Raw genomic sequence first — 16,948 nt, 5'->3', positions numbered from 1 at the left:
ATTTATCTCATTGATATTGAAGATTAAAAAGTTCTGTGTTAATCCGTGTAATCTGTGGTGGAACAGCAACCAGACGGCAACGGCCAAACGCCCGATAAACAGGCTGTTATTCCGGACGACTGTAATTAGGCGATTCGCTTGTAATCGTCACATCGTGCGGATGGCTTTCCATTACTCCGGCATTGGTGATGCGAGTAAACTTGGCATCATGCAGTTTCTCGATATCAGGAGCACCGCAATATCCCATACCGGCACGCAAACCACCGGTCAGCTGATAAATCACTTCATATAAAGTTCCTTTATAAGGCACACGGGCAGCAATGCCTTCCGGAACCAACTTCTTCACATCCATCTCGCCACTTTGGAAATAGCGGTCTTTCGAACCATTTTCCATCGCTTCGAGAGAACCCATACCACGGTATGACTTAAACTTACGTCCATTGAAGATAATCGTCTCGCCCGGACTTTCTTCTGTACCGGCAACCAATGAACCGATCATCACACAGTATCCTCCGGCAGCCAGAGCTTTCACCACATCACCCGAATAGCGGAGTCCGCCATCGGCAATCAAAGGGATACCTGTACCTTTCAAGGCTTTGGCTACATCATAAACAGCCGAAAGTTGCGGTACGCCTACACCGGCAACCACACGTGTCGTACAAATGGAACCCGGGCCGATACCTACTTTTACACCGTCAGCCCCGGCTTCCACCAAGGCCTTGGCTGCATCGCCCGTAGCAATGTTACCAACCACAATATCAATATTGGGATAACGTTTTTTCGCTTCGCGCAAGGTGTCGATCACTCCCTTTGAGTGTCCGTGAGCCGTATCGATCACGATGGCATCCGCACCGGCATCCACCAACGCCTGCATACGGTCGAAAGTGTCGGCAGTCACACCTACACCGGCAGCTACACGCAGACGGCCTTTCGAATCTTTGCAAGCCATAGGTTTATCTTTGGCTTTTGTAATATCTTTGTAAGTAACCAGCCCGATCAGTTTTCCTTCTTTATCGACTACCGGCAGCTTCTCAATCTTATGGTGTTGCAGAATTTGCGCAGCTGCTTCCAGATCGGTAGACTGATTGGTGGTAACCAGATTTTCTTTTGTCATCACCTCGTCGATACGTTTATCCATGTTACGTTCGAAACGAAGGTCACGATTCGTTACAATACCAACCAAATATCTATTGTCATCCACTACCGGAATGCCGCCGATTTTGTATTCGGACATCAGGGCGAGAGCATCACGTACGGTAGACCCTTGCTTAATAGTCACAGGATCGTAAATCATACCGTTTTCAGCACGCTTCACAGTAGCCACCTGCTTAGCCTGTTCCTTAATGGACATATTCTTATGGATCACGCCAATTCCCCCCTCGCGCGCAATGGCAATGGCCATCTTGGCTTCGGTAACCGTGTCCATGGCGGCAGTTACAAACGGAATCTTTAACTCAATGTTTTTTGAAAACTTTGTCGAGAGATCGACAGTGCGTGGTAAAACTTCAGAATAAGCGGGGATCAACAATACGTCGTCATAAGTTAATCCATCCATTACAATCTTATCGGCAATAAATGACATAGGGCTATGCGTTTAAAAATTATTGCGTGCAAATATACAGTTTTTATTCAAGACTGCATAAGTACACGCAAGTTTTTTTTCGCTTTTTAATTAGCCATTTCGGAGATAAACTTGATACGAACCAGACGGACTTCTTCTTCGGTAAATTCGTCCCCGAGTTCATCAAGAGCGTCGTCAATCTTATCTGTTGTCGACTCTTTGAAGTAATCGTAGATGTCGAGCATGTGATCTTCGTCCATGATCTCATCCAGGAAGTAGTCGATATTCAACTTAGTACCCGAATAAACGATCGCTTCCACTTCATCCAGCAATTCGCTGAACTCAATGCCCTTGGAAAGCGCGATATCATCCAGAGCCACTTTACGGTCGATGGCTTGAATAATGGCCACTTTCATCTTCGACTTGTTGGCGACAGTGCGTACCCGTAAGTCCTCCGGACGTTCAATCTCATTCTCTTCGCAATGTCTCTTAATCAGCTTGCAGAATTCTTCGCCGTAACGTTTGGCTTTTCCGGCACCTACGCCCGGGATATTCTGAAGTTCTTCGAGCGTCACAGGATAGATAGTAGCCATCGCTTCAAGAGAGGGATCCTGGAAAATCACGTAAGGAGGCACTTCCAGTTTCTTCGATAACTTTTTCCGGAGATCTTTCAGCATAGAATAAAGAACCGGATCGACTGCACACGAACCTCCACCTCTTGCCGGTGTTTCTTCTTCCACTTCTTCAAAGTCATTGTCCTCGGTAATCTTGAATGACTTGGGATGTTTAAGGAATTTCTTTCCTGCATCGGTCACTTTCAGCAAACCGTAGTTTTCTACATCCTTACTCAGATAACCGGCTATCAACGCCTGACGAATCACGGCATTCCAGGTTTTGTCTTCTTCTCCCATTCCTGATCCGAACACTTCCAGATCTTCATGTAAGTGTGCCTGAACTTCAGACGTTTCGCGTCCCTGCAGGACATCAATAATATAATCTGCCTTAAAATTTTCTTTTACCGCTATGATTGTTTCGATCACAGCACACAATAATTCTTGAGCCTCCACTTGTTTTTTAGGGTTTAAACAGTTGTCACAATTTCCACAATTTTCTTCCGTGTACTCTTCGCCGAAATAATGTAGTAATGTCTTACGGCGGCAAACGGAAGATTCAGCATACGCAGCAGTTTCCAACAGAAGCTGCTTGCCAATTTCTTGTTCTGCCACAGGTTTGCCTTGCATGAACTTCTCGAGTTTCTGCAAGTCTTTGTTTGTATAAAAGGTAATGCACTGGCCTTCTCCGCCGTCTCTTCCGGCGCGGCCTGTTTCCTGGTAATACCCCTCCAGGCTCTTTGGTATATCATAGTGGATGACGTATCGCACATCGGGCTTATCAATTCCCATTCCAAATGCGATAGTAGCTACAATTACGTCGATCTTTTCCATCAGGAAATTGTCCTGATTCTGCGTTCGCGTTGCCGAATCCATACCTGCATGATATGCACGGGCATTGATCCCGTTGGCTTGAAGTATCTCAGCAAGCTCTTCTACCTTCTTCCGGCTCAGGCAATAAATGATGCCCGATTTTTCCGGATTGTTCTTGATGAACTTTATGATGTCCTTATCTACATTCTGAGTTTTAGGACGTACCTCGTAATACAGATTCGGACGGTTGAACGAAGACTTGAAGACGTGTGCATCCACCATTCCCAAGTTCTTCTGAATATCGTGCTGCACCTTCGGCGTGGCCGTTGCGGTCAGCGCAATAAGAGGTGCTTTTCCTATTTCATTAATAATCGGACGTATCCTGCGATATTCCGGGCGGAAGTCGTGTCCCCATTCGGAAATACAATGTGCTTCGTCGACAGCATAGAATGAAATCTTTACTGACCGCAGAAACTCCACATTCTCTTCTTTCGTCAACGACTCGGGAGCAACGTATAACAGTTTTGTTTTTCCGGCAAGAATGTCAGACCTCACCTGATCAATCGCACCCTTGTTCAAAGAAGAATTAATGAAATGAGCCACACCGTCTTCTTCACTGAAGTTGCGCATCGCATCTACCTGATTCTTCATCAGCGCGATCAGCGGAGAAATCACAATGGCCGTACCTTCCATTAATAAAGAAGGCAACTGATAGCACAGAGATTTTCCACCGCCGGTAGGCATCAGCACAAAGGTATCATTACCATCAAGCAAATTCTGGATGATCGGCTCCTGGTTCCCCTTGAAATTATCAAATCCGAAATACTTTTTCAGTTGGTCTGTCAAATTAATCTTCCCTGCCATCTTAATATAGGTTGTTTTATTCAGTTCATGGTTTAACTTAAAAACACTCGCTTTGCTTGGAAAGCGCTCTAACAAAGTTATAAACAACTTCTTAAATATCAAGCATAATCAGACTAATATTTTTCAAGAAAAAACGGACCTCACCTCCATTATTGCCCTTACCTTTTGATTTTAAGCAGTTTGCAATCTCGCAAGATTTGCTTTTTCGAGCTGATGCTTCGCATAATCCAGTGTCACTTCATATTCTTTCTGGTTTTCAGAAGGAATCTCGAACATGACATCCATCATAATTGTCTCCACGATAGAGCGCAATCCGCGGGCACCCAGTTTATACTCCACTGCCTTGTCGACGATATATTCGAAGACTTCGGGCTGGAAGGTCAACTGCACACCATCCATTTCGAACAACTTGATGTATTGTTTGATAATGGAATTCTTGGGTTCGGTCAGAATGGCACGAAGTGCATTCCGGTCGAGCGGGTTCAGATAGGTCAGCACCGGCAAACGGCCGATAATCTCCGGAATCAGTCCGAATGACTTCAAATCCTGCGGTGCGATGTATTGCATCATGTTGTTTTTGTCGATAGTAGCCGTCTTACGGGAAGCATTGTATCCTACGACATGGGTGTTGAGACGCTGGGCAATCTTTTTCTCGATGCCGTCAAACGCTCCTCCACAGATGAAAAGGATGTTTTTCGTGTTTACGGGAATCATCTTCTGGTCGGGATGCTTACGTCCTCCCTGAGGCGGGACGTTGACCACAGAGCCTTCGAGCAGTTTAAGCAATCCCTGCTGTACGCCTTCACCGCTGACATCACGCGTGATGGAGGGGTTGTCTCCCTTACGGGCAATCTTGTCTATCTCGTCGATGAAGACAATGCCTTGTTCTGCCTCGGGCACATTGTAATCGGCCACCTGAAGCAGACGGGTGAGGATACTCTCGATATCTTCGCCTACATAACCGGCTTCGGTCAACACGGTCGCATCCACTATCGTAAAGGGTACATGCAACAGTTTGGCTATGGTACGCGCCAAAAGGGTTTTACCGGTTCCGGTGCTGCCCACCATAATGATGTTCGACTTTTCAATCTCCACATCATCACCGCTGTCTTTCTGCAACAGACGTTTGTAGTGGTTATATACCGATACGGCAAGAAAACGTTTGGCATCGTCCTGGCCAATCACGTACTGGTCGAGGAAATTCTTTATTTCTACCGGTTTGGGTAGTTCCTTTAAATTGAGTCGGGTAGCTCCCGCGCTCTGTTTGCCGGCTCCCATGGCTTCCTGAGTAATCTCATAAGCCTGGGTCGCACAGCTGTCGCAAATGTAGCCGTTCATCCCTGTAATCAGGAATCCGACTTCATTCTCCGAACGGGCGCAAAAGCTACACCTTTTTTTATTATTCTTTGATTCAGCCATGTTTATTTCTTAATCAACACTTCGTCAATCATACCATATTCTTTTGCTTCCTGGGCGGTCATCCAGTAATCACGGTCCGAATCGGCCCATACCTTGTCAAAAGAAGTACCCGAATGATCGGCAATAATGGTATAAAGTTCTTTCTTTAATTTTTGTATTTCGCGGGCAGTGATTTCAATATCCGAGGCTTGTCCCTGCGCGCCACCCATCGGCTGATGAATCATCACACGTGAGTGAGGCAGCGCCGAACGTTTGCCTTTGGCACCGGCCACCAACAGTACAGAAGCCATAGAAGCTGCCATACCGGTACAGATTGTAGCCACATCACTCGAGATGAACTGCATCGTATCATAAATACCCAGCCCGGCATAAACCGATCCGCCCGGAGAGTTGATATAGATTGAGATATCTTTACCCGGATCTACCGAATCAAGATACAGCAACTGTGCTTGCAGCGTATTGGCCGTATAGTCATCAATCTGTGTACCGAGGAAGATAATGCGGTCCATCATCAGACGTGAGAACACGTCGAGCTGAGTGACATTCAGTTGTCTTTCTTCCAGAATATAGGGATTCAAATACCCGGCTTGCGATTTAATCACATCGTCCAGCACCATTGCATTCATACCTAAATGCTTGGTTGCGTATTTTCTAAAATCATCCATTGTTTTACGTTCCTTTCTATTATTAATAATGTAACTGCAAAGAAACAAAAAAGAACACAGAGACACAAAAAAACACAGAGTTATAATTCTATAAAAACTCTGTGTTTCTGTGACTTTATGTCCTGTTCAAAAGAAGAGCTTATTCAAACATCTTATTGAATTCTTCCATTGAAACGGTTTTGTTCTCCAATGTAACCTTGCCTTTCAGTGCAGCGGCCAATTTGGTTTCTACTACGCGGTTCACCAAACCGTCGATGCTTTCTTTCTTTTTCAGCATCTCTTTTGCGTAGTTTTCGAGGATATCATCGGGTATAGTCAGCATACCGTATTGAGCAAACTGAGCTTTTGTAGCTTCTTTCGCCATGTTGATCACGTCGTCCTGCTCTACCTTGATATCATTTTCTTTCACCAACTGTTCCTTAATCAGGTGCCATGTCAGTTCTTCGATGCTCTTATCGTAGTTTTCGTTTACGAATTCTTCGCCTTTGTCTTTGTTGTTCATCAACATAACGCGTTTCAGCAGTGCATCCGGGAATTCCAGCTTACCTACTTTGTCTGCCAATACCTTGCGGACATCGATCAGGAATTTATAATCGCTATCGGCAACGAACTGGGCTGCGATGCTTTCTTTTACTTTAGCACGGAATTCTTCTTCTGTCTTCACTGCGTCTTTGCCGAATACCTGATCGAAGAGTTCCTGATTCAGTTCACCGTTTACGAAACGGGTCACTTCTTCTACCTGGAAGCTGAAGTTCGATTTTACTTCGGCAGCAGCTTCTTTGTCGATCTTCAGCAGTGATGCGATTTCAACAGCATTGCCTTCGTAAGCAGCATCCGGATTGAATACCAGTACGTCGTTTACTTTAGCGTTTGCCAAGATAGCCTTCTGCTCGTCGTTCTTCATGTACGAAGGCATCATTACAGCACCTTCTACCTGAATACCACCTTCTTTCGTGTTGCCTTCTTCATCAAGTTCGGCCAACAGACCTTTCAGCATATCGTTTTCTTCGTATGCCTCTACTTGTTCGTATTTTCCGTTACGTTGAGTATAAGCTTTAATCTGGTTTTCTACCATTTCGTCAGTTACCTCGATTGTATAGTAGTCTACCTTGTCCTGGCTGCTAACCTCAGCTTTGAACTCCGGAGCTAAAGCGATATCGAATACAAATTCAAATTCTTCCATTGTATCGAAATCGATATCCGGCTGCTTTTCTTCGTTAGGCATCGGTTCGCCAAGGATGTTTACGTTATTCTCCTTAATGTATTCGTATACTTTCTCAGAAAGCAATTTGTTCACCTCGTCGGCAATGACTGACTTACCATACATCTTCTTCACCAAGCTCATAGGAACCATGCCCGGACGGAATCCCGGAACCTGAGCTTTCTGACGGATGTTCTTCAACGATTTGTCTACCTGAGGCTGGTAGTCAGCTTTTTCAAGCTTCACGGTAAGCAATGCGCTTACTTTGTCAATGTTTTGTAATGAAACGTTCATTCTGACAATTATTTATTTGATTTATACTTTATTCTATACTCAAACGAGGGTGCAAAATTAGTGCTAATCTTTCAAATTTCAAAAAACATTGCAGAATTATTTCATTTGCAGAGAATCGCCATTTCGGACGAAAGCAGCCGGACATACGGCAGAAAAGACATTAATCCGTTTTCAAAAGAACCCGTTTTACTTTTTATTAACCAAAAAAGAAGAAAACAAAAAGACAGACCCGGACGGAAAAGTCCGGAACAGAGGCCGGCAAAGCAGTAAAGTTCAACACAACCGGATGTGGATAAGGAGGTCGGAAACCGGTTCATTGCTTACGGAGTGCTACCACAAATATCAATTATAGCAACAATCGGAGATTATACTGTCAAAAGGATCAAAAATCCTTCTTTCCGCTGACTCGGCTTTTCGTTTCTCCGCTCCATCCGGAGGAAATAGAGCTCCGGAAGGTGGCTTTTTGCCTCCCAAAGCCTGCCTCTTCCGGAAACAAAACCTGTGTTTTACTGAAAAGCAAGCTTCTTTTTGCGGAAAAGACGGGTACATTTGCCCCGAAAGACGTTAGCATTTCCGGAAAACGCTTACTTCTTTTCCGGATTTCTTTAAATGTTTTCCCCAATTGCATATATTGTTTCGGAAAAAGAAGCTTCCGAACTCTTTTTTCACTCTGGTTGCTCTCCGCGAAACGACGCGGCCGGACTATCGGAAGAACAAGTATTTGACATAAAAAAGTACATGATGCATCAAGAGGATATGTTTCTCTTTCAGTCTGTCCAGAAACCGGTCATCGGGTAAACAAAAAGATAATGGCTAAACTGGCTGGAAGACGTTTTTTCTGACCTAGACGAATGGTCCTCCGAAATAAACAAATATGAGAGGATACGATTGTCATTTTGACAAAATGCTATCAAACTTCCGCCACCTTCACCGTAACACCGGGAAGTCAGTATCTTCTTTACAACTTATGTTTTCCAACTTCATCCTAATATCTCTCCAATCCGTTAAATTTCATAGGTTTCGCACACAAAAAAAGAGAAAAAGTTATTGCAATTCCGGATTTTATGTGTTTCTTTGTTGCGGAAAGATGATCGATTAGTTTCTCGATTTCGATTACAAGGTTTTTACTCCCGTCGACAAGACGCTTTTGTAAACTCTCTGTTTCTTTAATCTTTTTATTATTAAATCATCTTCCGGAGAGTTTTTTATTTCATTTATTTTATTTTTATCATTTTCATTATGAACATTTATGTTGGAAACCTTAACTACCGTGTTAAGGAAGCAGATCTGCAACAAGTTATGGAAGACTACGGAAAAGTAACTTCTTGTAAAGTAATCATCGATCGCGAAACAGGCAGATCAAAAGGTTTTGGTTTCGTAGAAATGGATGACGATGCAGCTGCAACAAAAGCTATCGCAGAATTAAACGGAGCGGAATACGAAGGCCGTACTATGGTACTCAAAGAAGCCAGACCGAGAGATTAACGATAGGAGAAAGAATTAAAAAGAAACCTTTTACCAGAAGAACCGGTAAAAGGTTTTTTTTATGTATTCTATGTTCAAGCGGCTCCCCCCGATACACAGGAGAACGGAAACAGCAGACTAATCTTTCAACTGGAAGTCTTTGCGCCGCAAAACGAAACTGTTACTCAGATATTTCTCACGCACAATCTTATTCTCAGCCAACTCCTCAGGGGTACCCTGAAACAGAATTTTTCCTTCGAACAGCAGATAGGCACGATCGGTAATACTCAATGTTTCCTGTACGTTATGGTCGGTAATCAGGATACCGATGTTTTTATCTTTCAACTTCCATACAATCTGCTGGATATCTTCTACGGCAATCGGGTCTACCCCGGCAAAGGGTTCATCGAGCATGATGAATTTGGGGTCGATAGCCAGACAACGCGCGATCTCCGTACGGCGGCGCTCACCACCCGACAACTGGGTACCTTTATTCTTCCGCACTTTCTGCAAACGAAACTCGGCAATCAAACTTTCGAGCTTATCTTTCTGATAATCGAGAGGTTTATTAGTCATCTCAAGCACGGAAGCAATGTTGTCCTCCACCGTCATCTGGCGGAAGACCGAAGCCTCCTGAGCCAGATATCCGATACCGGTCTGGGCACGTTTATAAACAGGATATTTCGTTATTTCAAGATCGTCCAGGAAAATACGGCCTTCATTCGGGGTAATCAATCCTACGGTCATGTAGAACGAAGTGGTCTTACCGGCACCATTCGGCCCCAGCAAACCTACAATCTCACCCTGCTTCACATTGATGGAAACATGGCTCACTACCGTACGCTTACCGTACTTTTTCACCAAGTCTTCGGTACGAAGCACCATCTTGCTTTCTTTCATATCCTTTGTTATTTTGCGGCAAATGTAGCAAAAATAAGCCGAAAAAACGTACATTTGCAAACAAATATACGAGTTATGATTAAAGCATTAAGAACCGTCGGCAGATACATGATGCTTATGGGACGGACTTTTTCACGTCCCGAGCGCATGCGTATGTTCTTCCGGCAATATATCAAAGAGATAGAGCAACTGGGGGTAAACTCTATCGGCATCGTGCTGTTGATTTCATTCTTCATCGGCGCGGTGATTACCATCCAGATTAAACTAAACATCGAAAGCCCATGGATGCCCCGCTGGACGGTGGGATACGTCACTCGTGAGATTCTTTTGCTTGAGTTCTCCTCCTCCATCATGTGTCTGATCCTGGCCGGTAAAGTGGGATCGAACATCGCTTCCGAACTGGGTACAATGCGTGTGACACAGCAGATTGATGCACTCGAAATCATGGGAGTGAATTCCGCCAACTATCTGATATTACCCAAAATCACGGCAATGGTTACCATGATTCCTATTCTGGTGACCTTCAGCATCTTTGCAGGTATCATCGGAGCATTCGCCACCTGCTGGTTCGGCGGTATTATGACGGCCACCGACCTTGAATACGGACTCCAGTATATGTTTGTAGAATGGTTTGTGTGGTGCGGCATCATCAAGTCACTGTTTTTTGCCTTTATCATTGCCAGTGTATCCTCTTTTTTCGGCTATACCGTAGAGGGCGGCTCGATAGAAGTGGGAAAGGCATCTACCGATTCGGTGGTTTCCAGCAGCGTACTGATTTTGTTTGCCGACCTGGTATTAACTAAACTTTTAATGGGATGATCGAAGTAAAAGGACTCTATAAATCATTCGAAGGTAAAACGGTATTGCATAATATAGATGCCTCTTTCGAAAACGGAAAAACCAGCCTGATTATCGGTCAGAGCGGTTCGGGTAAGACGGTATTGATGAAGTGCATCGTCGGATTGCTGACACCGGAAAAGGGCGAAGTACTCTATGACGGACGCAACTTTCTGGCAATGGGTAAAAAAGAAAAGAAACATTTGCGACGCGAAATGGGAATGATTTTCCAAAGCGCGGCTTTGTTCGACTCCATGTCCGTTTTAGATAACGTAATGTTCCCTCTCAACATGTTCGGTACCGATACATTGCGCGAACAAACCAAACGGGCCATGTTCTGCCTCGATCGGGTCAACCTGACAGAAGCTAAAGATAAATTTCCCGGCGAAATCAGTGGCGGTATGCAGAAACGTGTAGCTATCGCACGGGCCATTGCGCTGAACCCGCAGTATCTCTTCTGCGATGAACCGAACTCAGGACTCGACCCGAAAACCTCTTTGGTAATAGACGACCTGATTCACGATATTACCCGGGAGTACAACATGACCACCATCATCAATACTCACGACATGAACTCGGTAATGGGTATTGGCGAAAAGATTATCTATATTTATCAGGGAACCAAAGAGTGGGAAGGTACGAAAGACGACATCTTCACTTCGACCAACGAACAGCTGAACAATTTCATTTTCGCTTCCGACCTGCTACGTAAAGTAAAGGATGTAGAAATACAAAACCTCGAAGGCTGATCTTCTCAACAGATTGAAATAGAAGGGCTCATGAATCATCGCAACTCATGAGCCCACTTTTTGTTATAAAAAAACCAGTTAATAGAATCGACATATATCATCACGACATATTGACTGTCCCAAAGTTCTCAATAAAACTTAAAAAGAGAATAATTCCAATTACACATCAAAGATAACAAAAAAAATGCAGCAAAACATCACCGAAAACCGTGACAAATTGAAATAAATAGAATCATCCAATCTCTATCCATCCTTTTGCCATAGCTTTCACTACCATATCGATAGCGTTCTTTGCACAAAACTTTTGTATTAGCCTTTTACGAAATGTTTCGACAGTATTTTCTGAAATCTTCAATTCAGCCGCAACTTCATGCGTATTACATCCCCTTGCGACAGCTTTCAGTACATCAAGCTCGCGCTTTGTGGGTATATCTTTAGGATGAATTTGTACAGGACTGAGGCTTAACCTCTGACGAATGGACTTAAACCGCGGACATGCATAAGAATCACCTGCAAGCACGCTCTTCACGGCATTTCCTATTTCCATAGCTTCGGATGATTTAAGGATCACGGCATTCACTTTCTGACGAATCAAACGGTTGATAATCCAGATTTCTTCATGCATAGTACTAATAATAATACGTGCACTCTCATTAATCTCACGAATCATATCAACCAAATCGAATCCTGATATATCGGGGAGGCTTACATCCAAAACATAGATGTCGTAGTCTCTCTCCCCAATCAATTCGGCAGCTCTCGTTCCCGAAGTCACCGCATCGGCAACTTTAACCCCCGGCACTAACTCAAGCATGCGTTGCATCCCTTCAAGAATCAGTGCATGATCGTCAACCAATAGTATTTCTGCCTTCGTTTCCATGTAGCCTCTGTCTGTATTTATGGTTTGTTTCTTTTTGCTCTGTACAAATATAAATAAAAAGAGTTATATAAGAAACAAAAAGAATCAATTATTTCAAAAATGATGGGCAAAAAGAAAGCCGGAATTATGATAATCCGGCTTTTACATTTATATATCAATACTATTCGACACAAAAATCACTTCTGTCTGATATAAATATTGATAGGCGTTCCACTCAGATCCCACTTTTCACGCATCTTGTTCTCCAGGAATCTTCTATAAGGCTCTTTCACGTACTGTGGAAGATTAGCAAAGAAGACAAACGAGGGTACCTGCGTATTAGGCAGCTGAGTAACGTACTTAATCTTGATATATTTTCCCTTAGTCGCAGGAGGCGGATAAGCTTCGATCAACGGAAGCATCTCTTCGTTCAGGCGAGCTGTCGGAATTTTAATCATACGGTTCTCGTAAACTTTACGTGCCTCTTCAAGCACCTTGAGAATTCTCTGTTTTGTCAATGCCGATGCAAACACAATAGGGAAATCAACAAAAGGAGCAAAACGTGAACGAATGGCTTCTTCAAAAGTCTTCATTACTTTATCAGTCTTGTTTTCTACAAGATCCCACTTATTCACGACTACCACTAACCCTTTTGAGTTTTTCTGAATCAACGAGAATATATTCAAATCCTGGCTTTCTATACCACGGGTCGCATCCACCATCAGAATACATACATCGGCCCCCTCTATGGCACGAATAGAACGGACAACCGAATAATATTCGAGATCCTCGTTTACCTTATTCTTTTTACGAATGCCGGCTGTATCTACCAGATAGAAATCGAAGCCAAACTTATTGTAACGAGTGTAAATAGAATCGCGGGTTGTTCCGGCTATTTCTGTAACAATATTACGTTCTTCCCCGATAAAAGCATTCACAATAGACGATTTACCGGCATTAGGACGTCCCACCACAGCGAAACGAGGGATGTCTTCATCCAGAATCTCATCGGATTCTTTCTTGAATTTACTAACAATCAAGTCCATCAGATCTCCTGTACCACTACCACTAATCGCAGAGATACAATAAGGATCGCCCAATCCCAACCGATAAAACTCAGGAGCATTGTATCGCAGCTCATGATTATCCGTCTTGTTGGCCACCATGATGACCGGACTTTTGGCACGGCGTAATATGGCAGCTACCTGCATATCCAAATCTGTCACTCCATTTGTCACATCCACCACAAACAGAATCACATCCGCTTCATCCACTGCCATCAATACCTGCTTGCGGATTTCCTCTTCGAATATATCGTCAGAGTTTACTACCCATCCACCGGTATCAACAACAGAAAACTCTCGCCCTAACCATTCGGATTTACCATACTGCCTATCACGGGTAGTACCCGCTTCATCGTTCACAATTGCCTGACGGGTTTTCGTCAAACGATTAAATAAGGTAGACTTGCCCACATTGGGTCGTCCTACGATTGCAACTAAATTTCCCATAGTTTACACACTTTATTTTTGCGACTATCACAGTCGTATGAATTTTCTTTTTTTAATCTAACTGATAACCAAAATTCCGCAATTCCTTGTCAGAGCTGCGCCAATCTTTGTCTACTTTCACATAGGTTTCCAGAAAAACAGTTTTTCCGAAAAAACGTTCCAGATCCCGCCGTGCCTCTGTAGCAACTTTCTTCAGGGCTTTACCCTGTTTTCCTATAATAATCCCTTTCTGAGAATCACGCTCTACATAAATCACGGCATGAATGTGTATCTTCTTCGCATCTTCTTTGAATTGCTCCACCACCACCTCTACCGAGTACGGAATCTCTTTATCATAGTACAACAGGATCTTCTCACGGATAATCTCGTTGACAAAGAAACGGGCCGGCTTATCAGTCCACTGGTCCTTATCAAAATAAGGAGGTGAGTCAGGCAAAAGTTCTTTGATCCGCTTCATCACATAGTCCACATTGAACTTTGTAGCTGCCGAAATCGGAATAATCTCAGCTTGTGGAAGCAACTCTTTCCAGTCTTCCACCAGCTTCACCAGCTTTTCCTGGTCAGTCAAGTCAATCTTGTTAATCAATAACAAAACCGGAGCAGTCTGCTGACGCACTTTCTGAATAAATTCATTATTCTTATCAGGAGTTTCAATCACGTCTGTCACATAAAGCAAGACATCTGCATCCGCTAATGCTGAAGTCGAAAAGTTCAGCATAGATTCCTGCAACTTATAATTAGGTTTCAACACCCCCGGAGTATCCGAAAAAACAATCTGCATATCATCCGTATTATAGATACCCATAATCCGGTGACGAGTAGTCTGCGCCTTAAACGTAGCAATTGAAATACGTTCGCCTACCAACACATTCATCAGTGTCGACTTACCCACATTGGGATTTCCTACTATATTCACAAAACCAGCTTTATGCATCGCCTTCCATTTATTGATTTAGACAAAAAAACGCATCGAATCGAAATAAGATGCGTTTTATGTGATTTATATTAGCAACTTTCGTTACTATTCTTTTTTCCCGTCGTAACCCCATTTCACATACACGGCACCCCAAGTAAATCCGGCACCAAACGCAGTGAAAATAATGTTATCGCCTTTCTTAAGTTTCTCTTCAAAATCCCAGATACACAATGGCAGCGTACCCGCACTCGTATTACCGTAATGCTGAATATCCACCAGAACTTTCTCCATCGGAACTTCCATGCGATGAGCTACCGCTTCGATGATGCGCATATTGGCTTGATGGGGAACAATCCAGTCAATGTTATCTTTTGTCAGCCCGTTCTTTTCTGCTATAGCTGCACTGACATCAGACATATTAGAGACAGCGTACTTGAACACAGTTCTACCTTCCTGATGAATATAATGCATTTTATTGTCAACCGTGAAATAAGAAGGAGGACAAACCGAACCACCCGCTTTCATGTGGAGGAAAGGCAATCCCTTACCATCAGTTCTCAATATAGCATCCATAATTCCCAAGTCTTCCGTGGTCGGTTCAAGCATAAAAGCTGCCGCTCCATCACCGAAGATAGGGCATGTTGCACGTTCTGTGTAATCCACCATTGATGACATTTTATCGGCACCAACAATGATTACTTTTTTATATCGTCCCGAACGAATAAAATTGGCAGCTGTTTCCATCAGATACAAGAATCCGCTACAAGCAGCCTGTAGATCGAAAGCAAAAGCATTTTTTAGTCCGAGTTTATCACAAAGAATAGAAGCTGTTGAGGGGAAATGATAGTCAGGAGTAGTAGTTGCAACGATAACTAAATCAATGTCATCAGGATTTGAACCCGTTTTTTTCATCAACTGTTTAGCTGCCTTACGGGCCATATACGAAGTACCTAATCCCTCTTCGTTCAGTATTCGTCTTTCTTTTACTCCGATACGAGTCATAATCCACTCGTCATTGGTATCCACCATCTTAGATATCTCGTCGTTTGTCAAGACATAATCAGGTACATATCCTCCGACTCCTGTGATTACTGCATTTATTTTTTCCATCAATTCTGTTTTAATTTAGCAATACATCTAATACTTAAAGCAGCCGGAGAGCATTGCTCTCTGGCTGTTTGATAAGTATAAGCTTATTCAGACTGCAATTATACAGCAGCTTCTTTTTCAATTGCCAACTTACCTCTGTAGTATCCGCAAGCGCCGCATACTGTGTGGTAAACATGCCATTCACCGCAGTTCGGGCAAATAGCCAATGTAGGAGCTACTGCTTTATCATGAGTTCTTCTCTTTGCAGTTCTTGTTTTTGATTGTCTTCTCTTAGGATGTGCCATTTTCTTTTAAACTTTAATTATTATCTAATATTTTTTTTAATTCATTCCAGCGCGGATCAATCTGTTCCTCCGCTTCATCTTCCACAACGATATCCTCACCAGCGCCAAAAGATTCTTCTGCATCGTCATCACCACTTGTTCTAAGATGCTTGTTCAGCTTACTGGTCACAGCTTTATTGCATTTACCGGGAGCATGCACATGCTTCATCGGGATAGCCAAAGCTATAAACTCGTACATAAACCAAGCTACATTGATCTCCCCTTCTTCCTCAGGGATCACAATCAGATTATCTCCCTCTTCAGCATATTCACGGCCAAATTTTACCATCAACTTATCTGAGGAAGTAACCGGCTGTTCCATCTCATCCAAACAACGGTCACATGGTACCCATACGATACCTTCTGTCTGGAAGCTCAATTCAAAAGCACGAGAGGTCTTTTTAACCGTCAACTCTACGTTGACTTTACCTTTCTGAACTTCAGGGCCATCAATATGAGCGAAAAAAAGATTGTCAAGTAGAAACTCATACTTACATGAGTCTGCTTGCATTCCTTTCAAATCAATTTTGTATTTATCAAACTTTCCCAAAGCTTCTTTTTTTTAATCGTTGCAAAGGTACAAAAAAAGCCCAAACGTTATGTACTACTTAACTAATTTTCATCTGAATCTTAAGTAGGTAGACATAATTCGGGCGACAAAGATACGAATAATAATCCTCATAACATACAAATTATCAGTAAATATTCGTATTTTAAGTAGTATTTTATTTATAAACGAGTGCATCAGTTCGGTTGTTATCCTCCCTCCTTCTTTTCCTACGTCTATAAACAAGTCATCCCCTCGTGTCTTCTGACCCGAGGGGATGAACTCTCTAAAAAAAACGGCGACT

15 protein-coding genes are annotated in these 16,948 nt (G+C 43.2%); 3 read left to right on the top strand and 12 right to left on the bottom strand.

From position 1 onward, the window contains the following. Positions 1 to 106 precede the first annotated feature (106 nt). The 5 genes from guaB to tig all read right to left on the bottom strand — a co-directional run bounded on the left by guaB (position 107) and on the right by tig (position 7,428). Entirely contained in the window at positions 107 to 1,582 is a 1,476-nt protein-coding gene (gene guaB, locus ISX59_RS17265; protein WP_005811276.1) for an IMP dehydrogenase, read from the bottom strand. Positions 1,583 to 1,668: 86 nt separating this feature from the next. Further along, positions 1,669 to 3,849 carry a DNA helicase RecQ gene (gene recQ / locus ISX59_RS17260; RefSeq protein WP_005811277.1) on the bottom strand — a complete coding sequence of 727 codons (2,181 nt, stop codon included), beginning with the start codon at positions 3,847 to 3,849 and terminating at the stop codon, positions 1,669 to 1,671. Between the two features lie 171 nt (positions 3,850 to 4,020). Further along, positions 4,021 to 5,268 carry an ATP-dependent Clp protease ATP-binding subunit ClpX gene (gene clpX / locus ISX59_RS17255; RefSeq protein ID WP_220576092.1) on the bottom strand — a complete coding sequence of 416 codons (1,248 nt, stop codon included), beginning with the start codon at positions 5,266 to 5,268 and terminating at the stop codon, positions 4,021 to 4,023. Positions 5,269 to 5,270: 2 nt separating this feature from the next. Beyond that, on the bottom strand, positions 5,271 to 5,933 hold the full coding sequence (clpP, locus tag ISX59_RS17250; protein WP_005782306.1) for an ATP-dependent Clp endopeptidase proteolytic subunit ClpP: 663 nt from the start codon (positions 5,931 to 5,933) through the stop codon (positions 5,271 to 5,273). Positions 5,934 to 6,072: 139 nt separating this feature from the next. Continuing rightward, a complete protein-coding gene (gene tig, locus ISX59_RS17245; protein ID WP_220576091.1) occupies positions 6,073 to 7,428 on the bottom strand; it encodes a trigger factor in 1,356 nt (451 codons plus the stop codon). Positions 7,429 to 8,667: 1,239 nt separating this feature from the next. On the opposite strand from tig, the gene ISX59_RS17240 reads away from it, so the two are divergent. Next, positions 8,668 to 8,913 (top strand): RNA-binding protein, encoded by a 246-nt coding sequence (locus ISX59_RS17240; protein ID WP_005811280.1) that lies wholly within the window; start codon positions 8,668 to 8,670, stop codon positions 8,911 to 8,913. Between the two features lie 117 nt (positions 8,914 to 9,030). On the opposite strand, the gene lptB is transcribed toward ISX59_RS17240, so the two are convergent. Beyond that, positions 9,031 to 9,792 (bottom strand): LPS export ABC transporter ATP-binding protein, encoded by a 762-nt coding sequence (gene lptB / locus ISX59_RS17235; RefSeq protein ID WP_005811281.1) that lies wholly within the window; start codon positions 9,790 to 9,792, stop codon positions 9,031 to 9,033. Positions 9,793 to 9,867: 75 nt separating this feature from the next. On the opposite strand from lptB, the gene ISX59_RS17230 reads away from it, so the two are divergent. Together ISX59_RS17230 and ISX59_RS17225 are read left to right on the top strand one after the other, a co-directional pair. After that, positions 9,868 to 10,611: an ABC transporter permease gene (locus tag ISX59_RS17230; RefSeq protein ID WP_005782292.1), complete on the top strand. Its 744-nt coding sequence runs from the start codon at positions 9,868 to 9,870 to the stop codon at positions 10,609 to 10,611. After that, the gene (locus ISX59_RS17225) at positions 10,608 to 11,378 is read left to right on the top strand and encodes an ABC transporter ATP-binding protein (protein ID WP_005782291.1); all 771 of its coding nucleotides are present in this window, start codon (positions 10,608 to 10,610) and stop codon (positions 11,376 to 11,378) included. The genes ISX59_RS17230 and ISX59_RS17225 overlap by 4 nt, the downstream gene beginning before the upstream one ends. Before the next feature lie 232 nt (positions 11,379 to 11,610). Here ISX59_RS17225 and ISX59_RS17220 read toward each other — a convergent pair whose 3' ends face one another. The 6 genes from ISX59_RS17220 to ISX59_RS17195 all read right to left on the bottom strand — a co-directional run bounded on the left by ISX59_RS17220 (position 11,611) and on the right by ISX59_RS17195 (position 16,647). After that, positions 11,611 to 12,258, bottom strand: a complete 648-nt coding sequence (locus ISX59_RS17220; protein ID WP_005782290.1) for a response regulator transcription factor — start codon at positions 12,256 to 12,258, stop codon at positions 11,611 to 11,613. A gap of 176 nt (positions 12,259 to 12,434) precedes the next feature. Further along, a complete protein-coding gene (der, locus tag ISX59_RS17215) occupies positions 12,435 to 13,748 on the bottom strand; it encodes a ribosome biogenesis GTPase Der (protein ID WP_005782289.1) in 1,314 nt (437 codons plus the stop codon). Between the two features lie 52 nt (positions 13,749 to 13,800). Then, positions 13,801 to 14,682: a GTPase Era gene (gene era, locus ISX59_RS17210; RefSeq protein WP_005782288.1), complete on the bottom strand. Its 882-nt coding sequence runs from the start codon at positions 14,680 to 14,682 to the stop codon at positions 13,801 to 13,803. Positions 14,683 to 14,769: 87 nt separating this feature from the next. Further along, the gene (locus ISX59_RS17205) at positions 14,770 to 15,774 is read right to left on the bottom strand and encodes a beta-ketoacyl-ACP synthase III (protein ID WP_005811282.1); all 1,005 of its coding nucleotides are present in this window, start codon (positions 15,772 to 15,774) and stop codon (positions 14,770 to 14,772) included. 98 nt (positions 15,775 to 15,872) lie between these two features. After that, positions 15,873 to 16,058: a 50S ribosomal protein L32 gene (gene rpmF / locus ISX59_RS17200; RefSeq protein WP_002562387.1), complete on the bottom strand. Its 186-nt coding sequence runs from the start codon at positions 16,056 to 16,058 to the stop codon at positions 15,873 to 15,875. A 13-nt stretch (positions 16,059 to 16,071) separates the two neighbouring features. Next, on the bottom strand, positions 16,072 to 16,647 hold the full coding sequence (locus ISX59_RS17195; RefSeq protein WP_005782286.1) for a DUF177 domain-containing protein: 576 nt from the start codon (positions 16,645 to 16,647) through the stop codon (positions 16,072 to 16,074). Positions 16,648 to 16,948 lie beyond the last annotated feature (301 nt).

This window comes from Bacteroides sp. FSHCM14E1, assembly GCF_019633785.1.
In the GTDB taxonomy this organism is placed as follows: domain Bacteria; phylum Bacteroidota; class Bacteroidia; order Bacteroidales; family Bacteroidaceae; genus Bacteroides; species Bacteroides hominis.
This window is presented reverse-complemented; position numbering and strand designations above follow the sequence as displayed.

Excerpts from the sequence above, each read along its gene's own strand:
- guaB (WP_005811276.1), bottom strand. The coding sequence starts at position 1,582 with ATGTCATTTATTGCCGATAAGATTGTAATGGATGGATTAACTTATGAC.
- recQ (WP_005811277.1), bottom strand. The coding sequence starts at position 3,849 with ATGGCAGGGAAGATTAATTTGACAGACCAACTGAAAAAGTATTTCGGA.
- tig (WP_220576091.1), bottom strand. The coding sequence starts at position 7,428 with ATGAACGTTTCATTACAAAACATTGACAAAGTAAGCGCATTGCTTACC.
- lptB (WP_005811281.1), bottom strand. The coding sequence starts at position 9,792 with ATGAAAGAAAGCAAGATGGTGCTTCGTACCGAAGACTTGGTGAAAAAG.
- ISX59_RS17230 (WP_005782292.1), top strand. The coding sequence starts at position 9,868 with ATGATTAAAGCATTAAGAACCGTCGGCAGATACATGATGCTTATGGGA.
- clpX (WP_220576092.1), bottom strand. The coding sequence starts at position 5,268 with ATGGCTGAATCAAAGAATAATAAAAAAAGGTGTAGCTTTTGCGCCCGT.
- der (WP_005782289.1), bottom strand. The coding sequence starts at position 13,748 with ATGGGAAATTTAGTTGCAATCGTAGGACGACCCAATGTGGGCAAGTCT.
- ISX59_RS17205 (WP_005811282.1), bottom strand. The coding sequence starts at position 15,774 with ATGGAAAAAATAAATGCAGTAATCACAGGAGTCGGAGGATATGTACCT.
- rpmF (WP_002562387.1), bottom strand. The coding sequence starts at position 16,058 with ATGGCACATCCTAAGAGAAGACAATCAAAAACAAGAACTGCAAAGAGA.
- era (WP_005782288.1), bottom strand. The coding sequence starts at position 14,682 with ATGCATAAAGCTGGTTTTGTGAATATAGTAGGAAATCCCAATGTGGGT.
- ISX59_RS17225 (WP_005782291.1), top strand. The coding sequence starts at position 10,608 with ATGATCGAAGTAAAAGGACTCTATAAATCATTCGAAGGTAAAACGGTA.
- clpP (WP_005782306.1), bottom strand. The coding sequence starts at position 5,933 with ATGGATGATTTTAGAAAATACGCAACCAAGCATTTAGGTATGAATGCA.
- ISX59_RS17240 (WP_005811280.1), top strand. The coding sequence starts at position 8,668 with ATGAACATTTATGTTGGAAACCTTAACTACCGTGTTAAGGAAGCAGAT.
- ISX59_RS17220 (WP_005782290.1), bottom strand. The coding sequence starts at position 12,258 with ATGGAAACGAAGGCAGAAATACTATTGGTTGACGATCATGCACTGATT.